The following is a 14,620-nucleotide window of genomic DNA, read 5'->3' as shown; positions in this document are numbered from 1 at the left end:
AAGTACCCGATTGTATAGACACTACACAAAGGTAAGAGAAGGGATGATCTCCAAAGCTTGTTGTTGAGCGAATTGCTGAGGAGAAAGATTGCCTAACCCCTCATGAGGACGGTGCTGATTGTAAAAATTGATCCAGGTTTGTGCTGTCTGCAGGAAAGCACTAAGGCTGTGATACCGATAGCAATCCGCAACAGCCCGCTTAAAGGTGCCAACAAACCGCTCGGCATAGCCATTGTCAGTCGGCGTCCCAGCGCGGCTCATCGAGAGGACAAAGCCTTTTTGTAACAGCAAACGGCGAGTCTGCTCAGCCCCAAATTGTTTACCCTGGTCACTATGCCAGATGCACTCAGGCGCCTCAAACGTCATCGACTGGATGGTGTTGGTGACCAGATGCGCACGCATATGGTAGTCAAAGGCCATGCCTAAAATGGCTCGGGTCTGTTTGTGCAAGGCGAAACAGTCTCGCACGCGTGAGCCATCGGCCAGGCGGACTTCCAAGATGTCCGAGAAGACAATTTCTTTGCCCTCAACCTTCTCTGGCATACGCAGGAGATAGCATACGGGCCAGCGGACTCTTGTTGATTGGACGGCGCGGCGCGCACAGATCTGGCGAGCCAGTTCCGCCTTTTGATGTGCGCTCAATTGCCCAACAGCCCGCGGATTTTTTTAACAGTTCGTTCTGCACCGTCAACTCGCCAATGATCTTTTTGAGTTCTTCGGGCGATTCTCCAGGAGCCGGAGGGCTTTGCTGCTTCGTCTTGCCCTCAAAGGCCCCTGGGCCATTCTGTGGTAAGAACGGTTGGGTTCGTTCTTACCAAGGAGGCATATTTCTCCGCTGGTCAGCTACCGGTTACAACTCGTTGCGCATCGCGTGGGTAAATCAGATTTCTAAAATGCCTTTGCAAGAGTTCATCAGGAGCTTCATCAGGGTCTTGCTCCACAAAGCCACGTGCGCATATAGACATAGACTCGTCAATATGCTACTCTTCTTGAAGAGACTCTGTTTCATCGGCAGGAACTGCATCGCTCCCTCAACAATACTGAGAAGCGTGCAAGAGCCATTCCTTTTCTGGTGTCTTTTGAAAGGAGACACGATGTCTCAGACTCCGCCACCATCTGATGTACTCATCATCGGTGCTGGGCCAACTGGGCTCACCCTAGCACATGAACTACTTCGTCGCGGGATCACGCCACGTCTCATCGAGAAAACCCCTTCCGCTTCTCCCAATAGCAAAGCGCTGGGAGTGATGGCGCGCACCCTCGAACTCCTGGCCTCATCGGGTATTACCAAAGAGATGCTGGCACAGGGGGTGAAGGTTCCAACCTTGCAGGTCTGGAGTTTGGGGCGGCACCTGGCACGCTTTGACTTCGCCACCGGCATTGACAGTCCGTACCCGTTTATCCTTATGATCCCACAGCATACGACCGAGGCCATTTTGACCAAGCATCTGGTTCGCCTCGGCGGCACCGTTGAACGCGGTGTTGAGCTGGTCGGTCTTACCCAGAGAGATGATCGCGTTGAGGTCGTCCTGCGCTCGGCCAGCGGGAAAGAGAAGCGAAGCTCTTGCCGCTTTCTGATCGGCTGTGATGGTGCTCATAGCAGCGTTCGCAAGCTTCTCGAAGTGCCCTTTGTCGGAAAGACGGTCGAGCACAGTTTTGCGACTGGGAATGTGCGCATGCACGGAGACTTTCCTCGCGACCAGGCTCTGGCCTACCTCCATCGTGGTCACCTCATCACCTATTTTCCTTTACCGGACGGCCAGCATCGTTTCATCCTTGCCTATCCCCGAAGATGTGCGCCTACGGGAGAGGTCACGTTAGAGGAAATTCAGCAGGCAATAGAGATCTGTGGGCCGAAAGGAAGCCGTGCAAGCAATCCAAGCTTTCTCGCTCGCTACCACGTCCATCAGCGTAAGGTGACTCAGTATGTGCATCAGCGAGTTATGCTCGCTGGGGATGCCGCGCACCTGCATTCTCCGCTCGGAGCGCAGGGGATGAATACCGGTATGCAAGATGCCATGAACCTCGCTTGGAAACTGGCGCTGGTCGTACAGGACCGGGCACCGGCTCGGTTGCTGGAAAGCTACCAGATTGAACGCGAAGAAGTTGGCAGGCGACTCTTGCAGGATGATGAGGGGATGGTGCGCCAGGCGTTTCTGCACCATCCTCTCGCAACTCCGGCCCGTGACTGCGCTGCGCCATACCTGACGCAGCACTCCGAGGTGCAACAGGCCATCACCAGGACGGCGGCAGAACTATCCATCTCCTATCAGTACGGGCCGCTGGTCTCCGACTATCGTGGAAAGGGAGAAAAACCGGCTTCCCCTCACGTTCACGTGGGTGACCGCGCCCCCAACGGCCTCCTCTTTTCAAGAAAGCAGGCAGTTCCCTGTCAGCTCTATGATCTCCTCACGGGAAAAGGCCACGCACTTCTCGTCTTCCAGCATCACCAGGAGGATGAAGTGCAGCGCGAGTTGCAAGCTGCGGTGGCTCCCTGGCAAGATCTGTTGGAGGTCTATCCTATCCGAAGGCATGAGTTGGAAGAGTCAAGTGAACACACCTGGTACGATCCCGATGGCTTGCTCGCTGAGCGCTACGGCGTCGAGGATTCGGGGCTTGTTTTGATCCGCCCAGACGGCTATATGAGCTTCCGCAGTCGTCCGATTGCAGCAGAGCCATTGCGCTGCTATCTGCGTGCCCACTTCTCTCATCCGCTCCTACAAATAAGTTGACAATACCAGATCGAGAGTCCTTTCCACCATCAGGGCTGGAAACAGTTTCCTGGGTCCTGGCGAGATTCGTCCTCATATACGCATGATTTGCCCCTGGTGAGGGCCTAAGAAGATAATTATACTGTGTCCATGTTTCCCTTGAAAGGGTTACGACAAAGGACAACCAGGGCAAAACCACATGTGGCCCTGATGTAACAGCGAAAGGACGACAGCTACGTGGTCTACCGCTACAACACAGGGCGTTGGCACCTTTGCAAAAGGATCTGTGGTCATTGCTCCTTATCTAAGTTGCCCCCTGAACAGATGTCAAGTAACTGAAATAAGGGGCGCCCTGTCGCAGAGTGTTTCCGAGTTGAATAAGGAGTCTAATATGATACCGAAAAATATTGCTGGTATTGCCATTCCTGATAGTTCCCTGGCCAACGAAGCCGCAGAACTCCTGCGCGAACATGGGACCCCACTGCTTTGGAACCATTCACATCGCGTCTACCTCTTCGGAGCCCTGCAGGGGCACCAGGCAGGGTTGCGCTATGATCCTGAATTGCTCTACATTAGCGCGCTCTTCCATGATCTTGGACTGACAGAGAAGTACCGTAGCCCAGACAAACGCTTCGAGGTAGATGGGGCCAATGCAGCACGAAGTTTCCTTGAGCAACATGGCATTTCCAACGAGTCTACCCAGCTTGTGTGGGACGCGATTGCGCTCCATACCACGAGAGGAGTAGCTCAATACAAGGAGCCAGTGGTAGCACTTGTCTATCATGGGGTGGTTTTCGATGTTATAGGGGATCATTTTGAAGAACTTTCCGAGGAGACACGCTCTCAAGTCGTGTCAGCCTTCCCTCGTGAGGGTTTCAAGAACAAGATTCTGCATGCGTTTCTCGATGGCTTTCGACACAAACCGGAGACAACGTATGGCAATATCAATTCCGACGTCTGTGAGCGCTACCTTCCCGGCTACAAACGTCCGAACTTTTGTGACTTCGTCCTACAGTCCCCGTGGAATGAATAACAATGTGTTACCGTTGCCGGGTATCATAATTTAATCCAACTCCAGGTCAGCTACTTTCAGCTGGTCTGGAGTTGGATATATGGAAATCCTTCAGCACAACACGCTCAACACTTTCTCTCCCTCTCCACCTCTGGGCTGAAAGTGACGCCACTTGTGAGTCTCTTGAGGGGAAGCGTCACATGAAAGGTTGATCCTTTCCCGACCTCACTCTCCACCCGTATCGTGCCTCCATGATGCCTGACAATCTCCGCCACAATGTAGAGCCCCATCCCCAGCCCTGGGACCGCCCGCTGGCTCAGATCAGAGATACGATAGAAGCGTTCAAAGATTTTCTCGTGCAGTTCCTGCGGAATGCCAACGCCGTGATCACACACACTGACCGTCACGGTCTCACTGGAAACACGGCGGTCAATCTCAATCGTTGTGGCACTAGGAGAATACGTGATCGCATTGCAGATCAGATTGGCGAAGACCTGTTCGAGTCGCCCTTTATCTCCGATGAGCGTGCATGGGGCAGTCCCACGCACCACGATGGTATGGGTCGCACTCACTTGCTGCACAGATTCCGCAACTTCAGCGAGCAATGCCTCCAGATCCACTGGCTCCTGAACGTATTCAAGCTTCCCCGCCTGGATCTTGGACCCATCAAGCAACTCTTTAACCAGGCGTTCAAGGAGCTTCACTGATCCCTCCGTCCTTGAGAGCGCCGCGGCCACTTCATGATGTCCTTGTTTCACCAGGCGTGTTTTTGCCAGTTGGATACACATTTTCACGGTGGTCAGCGGCGTCTTAAGTTCATGGCTTGCCATGCTCAGAAAGTTCTCTTTGCGCTGCTCTAGCTCTTTGCGGGCGGAATTATCCAGCACAAAGTAGATACTTTGTGCTGGATCATGTGGTAAGATGGCACCTCCCACAAGCACGGGCAGGTAGCTGCCATCCTTACACACGTACTCTTTCTCATAGGGCTTCATCAACCGACATCGTGCGAGTTCCAGGTGTGCTTGCCGGGTACGATCAAGATCCTCTGCAGAGGTCATATGTACCCAGTTCATCTTCCGCTGGAGCAGATCTTCTCGGCTATAGCCGGTCATACGCAAAAAGGTATCATTAGCTTCCAGGATCTCTTCCCCTTCGGCGACGATGATCCCGATAATATTTGAAGCCATCAGTGCATGCGTTCGCTCCTGACTCTGGCGTAAGGCTTCCTCTCTCCGTTTCTGCTTTTCGATATTGGTACTGATGCCGAACCAATGGGTGATCTGTCCTGCGGTATTACGCACCGGGAGAGCGCGAGCCAGAAACCAGCAATAGGTTCCTGTCTGACCATCCCTCAACCGATATTCAGTCTCATAAGGCTCCCCTGTTTCAAACGAATGTTGTCGCAGAGCCAGCGTCCGTTCAAGATCCTCAGGATGCACGAACTGACGCCACCCAGAACCCTGTATCTGCTCAAAGCTGACCTGCAACAAACGGCAATACCGAACATTGACGTAATCAACCCGACCATCTGGCTGTGCCGTCCATACCAGTTCTGGAATGGCCCCCAAGAGCGTCGAAAGGTCAAGAGGTGGTACGAGCGAGACGCTCGCTGGAGATGTATCATCAAACATAGCGTGGTCTTGTCCCCTTTCACATGCCCAATCCCTTGTGCGAATGAAGCGTTCTTGCCCTGACTCTCAAATGGTGCGCTTCAACATTCTCTCCATCAGAGCCATTGTGGCGAGGCATGGTCATTGATATGGAAAACAACGCTTATGAGAGAGAGAGGATACGAAAACGTATGAGAAAGACATCCTGAGCGGCTTGCTCTTTCCCCCAGGTCACCTGGAGAATGCAGGTCTCACAGAAATTGCCAGCAGTCAGGTGCTTCTATCTGCGCTGGTTGTATCCAGATAACGGGAAATAGCGTCAAGAGGGGAACCCCAACGGATTCCATTCCATCTCCGGCAAACAGAACGGGAATGTGGCTTGTCAGAGCTATGCTTCTTTTCCCCACTGTGCAAGGAGAATGCCCCTACGCCATGTGGTGCAAGGTACGGCTCAACGAGGGAGGCATACCAAATTGCCTTTGCCAGAGTCGGCGAAAGTGCCGCACATCCTCAAACCCACATTGTATTGCGACATCCTCAACACGGAGGGTGGGATTAGCGAGCAATGTTGCCGCCAGTTCAAGGCGCAAACGCTGATGGTATTGAACTGGTGTCAGTCCCGTCGCCTCCTTAAAAGCACGATTCAATCCCCGAGAACTGACCTTTGCAATGTCGGCCAACTCATCGAGCGAAACATGCTCTGCAACATGACTGATCAGGTAATCTTGCGCACAGTGAACGCCAGAATGGAGATGTGTACGATATTCCAGGTAGATGCTCCTTTGTGGCTCAGACCCATTGCGCCGCATATACACAACCAGATGGCGCGCAACCTGGGCTGCAAACATCGGCCCCTGAGCATGTTCCAGAAATGCCAGCGCCAGATCAATACCGGAGACAATTCCAGCACTGGTGGTAATCGTCCCATCATGGACGAACAACACATTATCGAGTACTCTAGCGCGAGGGAAGCGCGCTTGCAGCAATTCCAACTGCGCCCAATGTGTCGTACATCGTCGACCATCAAGAAGCCCTGCTTCTCCCAGAGCAAAGGCACCTGTGCAGACGGATGCGATATGCGCTCCTGCCTGAGAGGCGGAACGAAGCCAATCGCGCGTCTCCTGATCAAGTAGAGCCGCTTCTAAGGAAAAGTGTTCCCACTCCATTCCTGGCACGATGATCAAATCGTCCCTCGTGACAGAAGCAAGAGGGGTAAGTTGGGCAACAACCATCCCCTGTGCACTTTCCTGTATCGCTTGCGGGGAACAATAGTGCAACGTATAAGGCGCTCCCGCTCGGAGAGCAGTATCAAACACCTGCGCAGGACCTGCTAAGTCAAGCAAATGCACATGAGGGGGCACGAAAAACACAATGCGTCGCGCCCTGCTGTCAGTTGACTCCATTGGGCTTTGATTCTGAAGGTGCATCTTCTCCATATCTCCCTTCGACGTAGAAAAACCACGAGGAAAACATGTCTACATCAGTCTCCCTTTGGAAGGTATGGACAGAGTATATGTCGTATCTAGGGTCTTCGCCAGAGGCAAATTCTGCCAAAGAAAGGACGGATCTCGCCAGAAGCTATAGATGGCGGAGAAGGTAACGTAGTTTCCACGAGGTGAACTATGTTCACAATATTGTCTACTTATAGGAGGACCAGCCGCGAAAAGGTATGTGTAACTCTTTAAATGCCCCTTCCACACTGAGTATATCACCCATCGATTACCAGAATTGTACAAACACCCTTCACGCTTCATGCCAGCACGCTGGAGTGCCATCAATCGTTCTCCCTATGAGTACTTGCCTTTCAGTGCTGGGTATCACCGTTGCATTGGGGCGGAATTGGTAATTTGGGTGAATGTTTCACCCAAATTACTAGGTTTAACGCCTCCTATCTTCTAGTTCTCTTCTATAGATTGGTTAATTTCCCAGATATTGCCTTCGGGGTCGGTAAAATGCGCCGTGCGCAGTCCCCAGGGCTGGCTAATGGGAGGTTTGAGGAACGTCACGCCCCTGGCCTTGAGTGTTTCATAGGTAGCGTCAACATTCTCTACGCCGGTTGCTAGCAGAAAGCGAGCGCTCCCCTCGATCTTGACTGGGTTAGCCTCATCACTGAGCAGATTCGTCGCAGTCGAGGGGGACAGCAGGAGAAAATACTGATTTTCCATCTGAAACGTTGCCGAGCCGGAGTCCTGAAAGACCAGCGGGAGTTCCAGCGTATCCCGATAGAATTCAATAGATTTGGAGAGGTTCTGAACGAACAAGACCGTTGCATCAACTTTGTGAAACATAATTTGCATCCCTTCTTACCTGAGTGAGTTATCACAGCAAGGTTTTTGCATATCGTGAATTAAGTTCTGTACCTCTCAACCTGTTCTCACACACGAGATGAAAAACGGAAATGTTTTGGGCTATTCCTCACCATATTTCTATCATACCCATTCCATTTGCCAGGGGATGCAAGAGAGGCTATCAAACGTTTTGAAGCAATAGATCTTGAAGGGAACGTGAGAGGAGGAAGCCAAGCGACCAACAGCAAACACCGTGATTGCTGGCTCGTACAAGAACTGTAACCAATAATGAGACCATGGTCTTGGGATTTGGTTGCCTCTTGAGAGCAATGACTATTTCAGATTCGACTATTTGCATTGGATTTCCTTTCCAAGGGGGCAAATTGCATATTCATCTGTTTCTCTTCATGAGGAGGAGGACTAGCAACGTCTCTCTCATCTTGTCCTCTGGATGTCTTTCTGGTGAGGCTCTCTTTGCATTTGTAGTATAGCAGCTGGATTGGGCTTCTTTTCTTTCGAGACAGCTTGGCGAACGTTGCAAGGATATGAAATGCTGACATGTTCAGAAAGGGACAGATAGCCAGGGTGAGAAAAGGGGATATTGTGGCTCAAGTGACGCCCATTGCAATCTTCTTCGGAGAAGCTGCTTAAGCTGCATCAATAGGCGAAAGCTCACCCTTTCTTGCCTCTGAACTTTTTTTGCAACAAAGCCTTCCAACAGAACGGCGAGGGCAAGGCATCGGACAGCGGCTGATTGAGCGCCTGCGACAAGAGATGCAAGTGCAGGGATACCGCCTCCTGCTGGTATCAACACTGGCCCCCTCCTATGAGGGGGATAATCAGGGTCCGGTCGAAGAGGGCTACGCTGCGACGCGGGCCTTCTATCACACGGTCGGCTTTCTGGATGTCTGCGAAGTTCCTCTCCACTGGGGAGTAGGAAGTGATCCTGCCTTACCTGCATTAAGTGATCATCGCTGCTCGACACCATAGATGTGCTATCGGGAGACCAGGCCACCGAAAGAACGGACTTCATTCATCACGAGGGCTGGTAAAATTAGATAGAAGATGGCGGGTGGGCATCTGCCCACCCGCCATCTTCTATCTAGAATTAAAAAGCTCGGGAAATATGGATATTATGCTAGCCACAGCAGAGCAAAATACAGTATTATAGATAAAAAGCTGTGCTTTTAAAGGGATGCGCCGGGCATATCATTCAGAAAGGAGAAAGGAAAAGTCAGATGTTCATTCGCCGCACATTTACGGGGAAAAGCAGGGAAGCGCACTCTGAAAAAATGCGTAGCGTAGAACAACGCTTTCGTACGCTTGTCGAATTTAGTTCAGAGGGCATCAGGCTTCTCGATCTCCATGGGCAGGTTCTCTACACGAATGCTACCGCCGCACAATTACTCAACCTGTCCTCCTCCAACACGCTATCTATTAGCCTCTATGATGTCCTCTCTCATACTGATAAGCGAGCAGTAGCTAAGGCTTTTGAACGGGTTACTACTGCTCCAGGCCTATCGACAAAGGCGCAGTATAGCATCACTCAGGCCGATGGAACCACGCGCTGGCTAGAAGAAACCTACGTCAACAGGCTCAATGTACCTGACCTGGCAGCCATTGTCGCGACATTGCGCGACATTACTGAGCAGAAACAGGCTGAGCGAGAGCGAGAAACCAGGCTACAAGAAAGGGGGGATGTGCTAGCACAAATGCAGCAGATACAGACAGAAGAAGCACGCCTGCAATTACAAGATTTTGTAAAAAAACTGGTTATCGAGCAGGATATGTTGCGCGAGCGCGAGGCACAGGCTCGTACAACTGCCGAACTGACTTCAGACTACGCCTATGCCTACCACTTCCGCCCCGATGGGACGATTGAGCGAGAGTGGACGACCAGCGCCTTTATGGCTTTGACGGGTTTTGAACCCGAGGAGTTCGACGAACGCGGCTGGGAGCATTTCATCCATCCAGATGATAAAGAACAGGTTGAGGAGCGCCTGCGAACCGTGCTTGCGGGCCTATCCAATGTGCGCGAGTGGCGCATCACAACCAGGCAGGGTGAGATACTCTGGCTACGTGACTACTGCCGCCCTATACTCGATCCGGAAACGGGTGAGGTCGTGCGCGTCTACGGCGCAGTCCAGGATATCACCCAGCGTAAAGAGGCCGAGCAGCAGAAAGATGATTTCATTGGCATGGCGGGCCATGAGTTACGGACACCTCTTACCTCGGTCAAAGCATATGTACAGCTTGCGAGGCGTGGCTTGCAACGCCTGGCCAATTCAAGCGTTAGCGAAGCGGAAAAGATAACCCGAATCGATGACTTGCTTGAGCGGATAGAGCACCAGGTGAAGATTCAGACCCGCCTGATAAGCGATCTGCTTGATGTCTCGCGTATCACTGCCAATAATTTAGAGCTGCATTTCGATGTCTGCGACCTGATCAAGGTTGTACGAGAGGTAGTCACCGATCAACGAGCTGTCAACACCGAGCGGCCCTTTAATCTTACGCTACCCGAGGTCGACACGCTGCCAGTCATTGCCGACGCAGACCGGATAGGGCAGGTGCTCAATAACTATCTCACTAACGCACACAAATACTCAGATGATAATAAACCTATCGAGGTGCGCCTGGAGATAGAGCGTGAGTTTGTGCGTATCTCGGTTCAGGACGAGGGGCCAGGCCTGACACCCTATGAGCAGCAGCGCATCTGGGAGCGCTTCTATCAGACTCCAGGCAAGAAGATCCAGCATGGGCAACGCCCCGGCCTGGGCCTGGGCCTCTACATCTGCCAAACCATCATCAGCAAGCATAATGGGGAGATTGGAGTCACAAGCCAGCGCGGCATAGGCTCGACCTTCTGGTTCACGCTGCCCATAATTCAGCAAGGCGATTGAGTCCATGCTAGCATAGACTCTACAGAGGGATAGTATACCACTCGGAGGCGATGGTCAGGCCAGCGTCGCTTAGCATGGAGCGTTTGGCGTGGTCAAGGTGGGCGCAAACAACGACGATCTGGGCCGCGCCTCGCTGCTTTGCCTCCCCATAACGGCCTCCAGTAATTTTCGCCCGTAATGCAGCCAGCCTTCGTCCACTACGACACAAAAATCATCGACACTACACGTCAGGCCGGGTACATCATAGACAGGCGGTGAGGGTACAAAGTTTGCGATTACGAAGCCAATGACCTCTCCGTCTCGCTCATAAACCAGAGTAACGATATTTTCACGCTGGACTAGCTGCGCGAACCAGGCGCTCTGCTTCTCGCGCGCATCCGTGGCAGGTTTCCAAAAGACAGGCTGATAGTGTGCATACTCCTGGCGCCTTTGCTCCGCCAGGTCAAGCATACGTGACACATCGTCAGCGCTAGCCTTCCTGATAGTTTCGCTCAAAATCGCTTCTCGCTTTCACTGACAGAGCGCGGGTGACGCAGAAAGCATCACCTGCGCTCTTACTGCTTAAAAAAGCAAACTTCTAAGCAGGACACTCATCGAGGACGGGATCTGGAGTAACTTGCGTTCCTTCGGGGGCGGGAAAGGGCTGTTTGAAGGTAAAGGCAAAGGCTGAGGGGCCGTGAGCTTGCAGGTGCTCCAGGCGCGCCTTCGCTTCTGTGACTGACGGTATATATCCTTCTGGCACCCACCAGAGCGTGGTGTATACGCCTTCGAAGCGCTCAAACCACTGCCGGCGCTGCTGCAAGACCTGGCGATGCGCGCTGTTATAAACATAATCCGCAAGCGCCGGAAGCGAAGCCCAGACCGAGAGATTGACCAGGATTGCATTATCATCAAAGGGGCGAATGGCGGTGGCGTCGCCCTCCTCAGACTGCAAACGCCAGATAAAACCAGGGCTATGATCTGCCAGGGCATTAATCGGATCAAGCTGGGCAACGAATTCCGCCATCAGGGGATCGCTCAGGGGGGCACGCATACGCGCAACATTGACCTGGGCCAGGTGGTACATGTATGACTCCTTCACACTTGATTCTTTATTCCTAGGGATATTTATACATAGCAATAGTATACAACAATGCCTGTATAGCCTCTTGCGAAGCTCAAATTTTCATTATTGGCCGGATTTAGCACGATGGCTTACGCTCGACCGGTTCCATTAAGGAACTTAGTTGTAGGGTCCATGCTGGCATGGACTGCGACCCGATACATCGCTGCGCTCGCAGTCCATGCCAGCATGGACCCTACAGGCTCTTTCACCTACGCAGTATGTGCATTCACCACTTAGAAAAGGGATGTATATGTCGTTAGACCTGGGCTCGCAAGAAGGCCAGGACGAGACGGTTGAACTCGGCGGGTTGTTCCATATTGGGGAAGTGAGCGGTGCCGCTGATCGTGGCTTTGCGCGCACGCTGGATATGGGTCGTCATATAGTGGGAGCCAGCAAGAATGTTGCGGTCATCGAGATCTCCTACAATAATCAGGGTTGGGACACGGATCTCTTCCAGGCGTTCCACGGCGGGCGGCTGTAGCTCCTGTTCGGATACGCGGTTAAAGAAGGCGACTTTATTAGCCATGGCGACACGGTTCATGGCTTCGACACGCTGGATGAGGGCAGGGGGAAGATGATCGACCCGGCGCTGCACACCAACCAGCCAGTAGCGCGTCTCAAGATCGGCGGCACGCTTGATATTTCCGGCGCGTACTGCGGCCACGTGCTCCTCCAATAGGGTTTGCGCGGAGGCATCCTCTATGTGATATTCATAGCCATTGGGGGTACTGGCTACCACGGTCAGGGAGCGCACACGCTGGGGATAGGCCAGGGCAAAATCCAGGATGGTGCACCCTCCCATGGAGCAACCTACCAGGTGCGCGGACTCAATATGCAGGTAGTCCAACAAGGCATGGAGGTCCTGGTAGTGCGCATACGTGCCTTCCACCAGTGGGGTCTCGCCAAAGCCGCGCAGGTCATAGCGCACGGCCTGGTAGGTGGCGGCAAAGCTAGCAAACTGCTCGTTCCACATGATTTTATCGGTGATGCCGGCGTGCAGGAAGATGACTGGCTGGCCCGTGCCTGCGATCTCATAGGAGAAACGTGTGCCATTCAGCGTGGCAAAGCCTACGCGTCCGTGCTCCTCGCTCATAGGTTGTTCCTCGCTTTCCCTCTAACGACCTTCTGGCTTTTAGCATAGCACAAATATGGCTCAGGCAACAAAAAATCCGACGGCGCGGCTAATGCTGTTTCAATAATTAAGCCGAGAAATGTGATTCACACCCTGGCGCGAAATTTCGCTTGACAAGAAGGCTGAGTATCTGGTATTCTAGGCTCTAGTAGATAGGAAAAAGGCCCTGAGCCCAGTTGCTCAAACATTGAAAGGAGCGTGCCATGATGCGCAAAGAAATCATGTCGTATCAACTGCATCACGTCTCCGAGAGGGCCATTGCTGCTAGCTGGCATCCATAAGCCAGCGCCCAGATAAGACCATAAACTGACAGGCCACCTCGTGAAGGTTGGTCTTTTTTATTGTGTGAAAAGAGGCCATGAGCGTGATGCTCATGGCCTCTTTTCGTTGTTCTGGAGCACATATCCGCTCTGAAATAAGAGGTGACACATGCACAACTTTCTAAACAGCCACAACAACCACAAACAACATCTGTCTACATATATAAGGAGCAACCATTGTCTAAGCGAAAATTGTTACGCGCACTCGAAGAGCAGGAAGAACTAGAGGCCTTACAAGAGCAGGACCAGGAGGCGGCGGACCCCATTCAGGCATCGCTCGACTCTTTCTTCGCCGACGGCCTGATTAGCGAGATCCTGCATGTTGTGAAAAGTGGCAAGGAGGCGACCGTCTATTGCTGCCGCGCCCATCCCTCTCAGGATGTTCCCTATGTCGCGGCCAAGGTCTACCGCTCACGCAATAATCGCGGCTTTAAGAATGATTCGGTCTACCAGGAGGGACGCTACGTCGGCGACCAGCGTATCAAACGCGCCATGAAGAACAAGTCGGGCGTGGGGCGCGAGGCCCAGTTCAGTATGTGGATCGCACACGAGTTCACTATGCTCACCGGGCTGTATAAAGCCGGAGCCACAATTCCCAGGCCCATCGCCCATAACAACAACGCGATCCTGATGGAATACCTGGGAGAGCCGCAGCAGCCCGCGCCCGCCCTCCAGGGTGTACAACTGGCCCCCGACGAGGTCTATCCCACCTTCGCCAGCCTGATGGACAACATCCAGCTCTTGCTCAAGCATAATGTCGTACATGGCGATCTCTCGGGCTATAACATCCTGTACTGGCAGGGCAAGGCAACCATCATCGACTTTCCCCAGGCGGTCGACCCACGCTTCAACTCACACGCCTACAACCTGCTGCTACGCGATATCGGCAATATCTGCAAATATATCGCGCGCTATGGCCTGCACCGGGACTCTATCGAGCTCGCGAACCGCCTCTGGCACCAGTTCAAGAACTCGCTGCTATAATCTGGTGTGATTTTTGGTTCGTAATTGACCCTTGACTTTTCGCACATTTTCAGGTATACTTATATAGATTTTGAAGGGCCACAAATTTGTGGCCCTTTTCTTTTTGCTTTTCTCTTCTCATTCTTCATCTATAGCCTCTGGTAGATGTGGTTGGACTGGTTCGGTCATAGCACGCTGATAGGTTGTAAGAGCGTGCAGCAGCCTCACCTGCAAATTGTGAACATAGCCATCCGCGCCTCGCAGAAGACCACCGGGAAAGACAGAGGCTACATTCCAGACCCCCGTTTCCATGATCCGGCGTTTTGCCATGCGCGTCAGATTCCCGCTTTGCACGAGGACTCTAGCAATCGAAGGCGAGCTATAGGCATGGGTAAGCGAGCCTGGACCCAGCGAGAGCAGAATCCAGGTATTTCCAATGGATAAAAAGGATCGCCAGTATGCATTAATTCGATGAGCAAGTCGACCTTGGGCGCACCAAAGCGCTGCCTGGCACTCTCCAGATGAACGAGATCTGCTGGTGGAAGAAATGGTTGCGTCGGGGGCTGCTGAGGTTCCATG

General features: G+C 52.7%; 14 protein-coding genes and 1 pseudogene. 6 read left to right on the top strand and 9 right to left on the bottom strand.

Features of this window, described 5'->3' with window-relative positions; translation table 11 throughout:
* Positions 1–21: 21 nt before the first annotated feature.
* Positions 22–642 carry an integrase core domain-containing protein gene (locus tag JMJ16_RS06895; protein ID WP_201379577.1) on the bottom strand — a complete coding sequence of 207 codons (621 nt, stop codon included), beginning with the start codon at positions 640–642 and terminating at the stop codon, positions 22–24.
* 452 nt (positions 643–1,094) lie between these two features.
* On the opposite strand from JMJ16_RS06895, the gene JMJ16_RS06890 reads away from it, so the two are divergent.
* Together JMJ16_RS06890 and JMJ16_RS06885 are read left to right on the top strand one after the other, a co-directional pair.
* Complete coding sequence (locus JMJ16_RS06890; protein WP_201379575.1) at positions 1,095–2,732, top strand: FAD-dependent monooxygenase; 1,638 nt, start codon at positions 1,095–1,097, stop codon at positions 2,730–2,732.
* Positions 2,733–3,105: 373 nt separating this feature from the next.
* On the top strand, positions 3,106–3,744 hold the full coding sequence (locus JMJ16_RS06885; protein ID WP_201382764.1) for an HD domain-containing protein: 639 nt from the start codon (positions 3,106–3,108) through the stop codon (positions 3,742–3,744).
* A 104-nt stretch (positions 3,745–3,848) separates the two neighbouring features.
* Here JMJ16_RS06885 and JMJ16_RS06880 read toward each other — a convergent pair.
* Together JMJ16_RS06880 and JMJ16_RS06875 are read right to left on the bottom strand one after the other, a co-directional pair.
* Positions 3,849–5,303, bottom strand: a pseudogene (locus JMJ16_RS06880) (PAS domain-containing protein); the annotation flags it as partial.
* Between the two features lie 455 nt (positions 5,304–5,758).
* Positions 5,759–6,736 (bottom strand): GlxA family transcriptional regulator, encoded by a 978-nt coding sequence (locus JMJ16_RS06875; RefSeq protein ID WP_236601541.1) that lies wholly within the window; start codon positions 6,734–6,736, stop codon positions 5,759–5,761.
* Positions 6,737–7,040: 304 nt separating this feature from the next.
* Here JMJ16_RS06875 and JMJ16_RS06870 point away from each other — a divergent pair, with 304 nt between their 5' ends.
* Positions 7,041–7,232 carry a cytochrome P450 gene (locus JMJ16_RS06870; RefSeq protein WP_201382762.1) on the top strand — a complete coding sequence of 64 codons (192 nt, stop codon included), beginning with the start codon at positions 7,041–7,043 and terminating at the stop codon, positions 7,230–7,232.
* Here the strand turns inward: JMJ16_RS06870 and JMJ16_RS06865 are convergent.
* On the bottom strand, positions 7,229–7,621 hold the full coding sequence (locus JMJ16_RS06865) for a VOC family protein (RefSeq protein WP_201379569.1): 393 nt from the start codon (positions 7,619–7,621) through the stop codon (positions 7,229–7,231). The genes JMJ16_RS06870 and JMJ16_RS06865 overlap by 4 nt on opposite strands.
* Positions 7,622–8,320: 699 nt before the next feature.
* Between JMJ16_RS06865 and JMJ16_RS06860 the strand changes: the two genes are divergently transcribed.
* The gene (locus tag JMJ16_RS06860; protein WP_201379562.1) at positions 8,321–8,611 is read left to right on the top strand and encodes a GNAT family N-acetyltransferase; all 291 of its coding nucleotides are present in this window, start codon (positions 8,321–8,323) and stop codon (positions 8,609–8,611) included.
* 248 nt (positions 8,612–8,859) lie between these two features.
* The gene (locus JMJ16_RS06855; RefSeq protein WP_201379560.1) at positions 8,860–10,521 is read left to right on the top strand and encodes a PAS domain S-box protein; all 1,662 of its coding nucleotides are present in this window, start codon (positions 8,860–8,862) and stop codon (positions 10,519–10,521) included.
* Between the two features lie 69 nt (positions 10,522–10,590).
* Here JMJ16_RS06855 and JMJ16_RS06850 read toward each other — a convergent pair whose 3' ends face one another.
* The 3 genes from JMJ16_RS06850 to JMJ16_RS06840 all read right to left on the bottom strand — a co-directional run bounded on the left by JMJ16_RS06850 (position 10,591) and on the right by JMJ16_RS06840 (position 12,719).
* Positions 10,591–11,016: a GNAT family N-acetyltransferase gene (locus JMJ16_RS06850; RefSeq protein WP_201379558.1), complete on the bottom strand. Its 426-nt coding sequence runs from the start codon at positions 11,014–11,016 to the stop codon at positions 10,591–10,593.
* 82 nt (positions 11,017–11,098) lie between these two features.
* Positions 11,099–11,587, bottom strand: coding sequence for a DUF3291 domain-containing protein (locus JMJ16_RS06845; RefSeq protein ID WP_201379556.1), 489 nt, complete (start codon positions 11,585–11,587; stop codon positions 11,099–11,101).
* Positions 11,588–11,882: 295 nt separating this feature from the next.
* Positions 11,883–12,719, bottom strand: a complete 837-nt coding sequence (locus JMJ16_RS06840) for an alpha/beta fold hydrolase (RefSeq protein WP_201379555.1) — start codon at positions 12,717–12,719, stop codon at positions 11,883–11,885.
* Between the two features lie 536 nt (positions 12,720–13,255).
* Between JMJ16_RS06840 and JMJ16_RS06835 the strand changes: the two genes are divergently transcribed.
* Positions 13,256–14,062, top strand: a complete 807-nt coding sequence (locus JMJ16_RS06835; protein ID WP_201379553.1) for an RIO1 family regulatory kinase/ATPase — start codon at positions 13,256–13,258, stop codon at positions 14,060–14,062.
* A gap of 117 nt (positions 14,063–14,179) precedes the next feature.
* Here JMJ16_RS06835 and JMJ16_RS06830 read toward each other — a convergent pair whose 3' ends face one another.
* Both JMJ16_RS06830 and JMJ16_RS06825 read right to left on the bottom strand, forming a co-directional pair.
* A complete protein-coding gene (locus tag JMJ16_RS06830; RefSeq protein ID WP_201379550.1) occupies positions 14,180–14,371 on the bottom strand; it encodes a hypothetical protein in 192 nt (63 codons plus the stop codon).
* 5 nt (positions 14,372–14,376) lie between these two features.
* On the bottom strand, positions 14,377–14,619 hold the full coding sequence (locus JMJ16_RS06825; RefSeq protein WP_201379548.1) for a hypothetical protein: 243 nt from the start codon (positions 14,617–14,619) through the stop codon (positions 14,377–14,379).
* Position 14,620: the final 1 nt, after the last annotated feature.

The sequence above is a fragment of the Ktedonobacter sp. SOSP1-52 genome (genome assembly GCF_016587395.1).
Note: the sequence above shows the minus strand (reverse complement) of the source record. Positions and strands in the feature narration are given on the sequence as shown.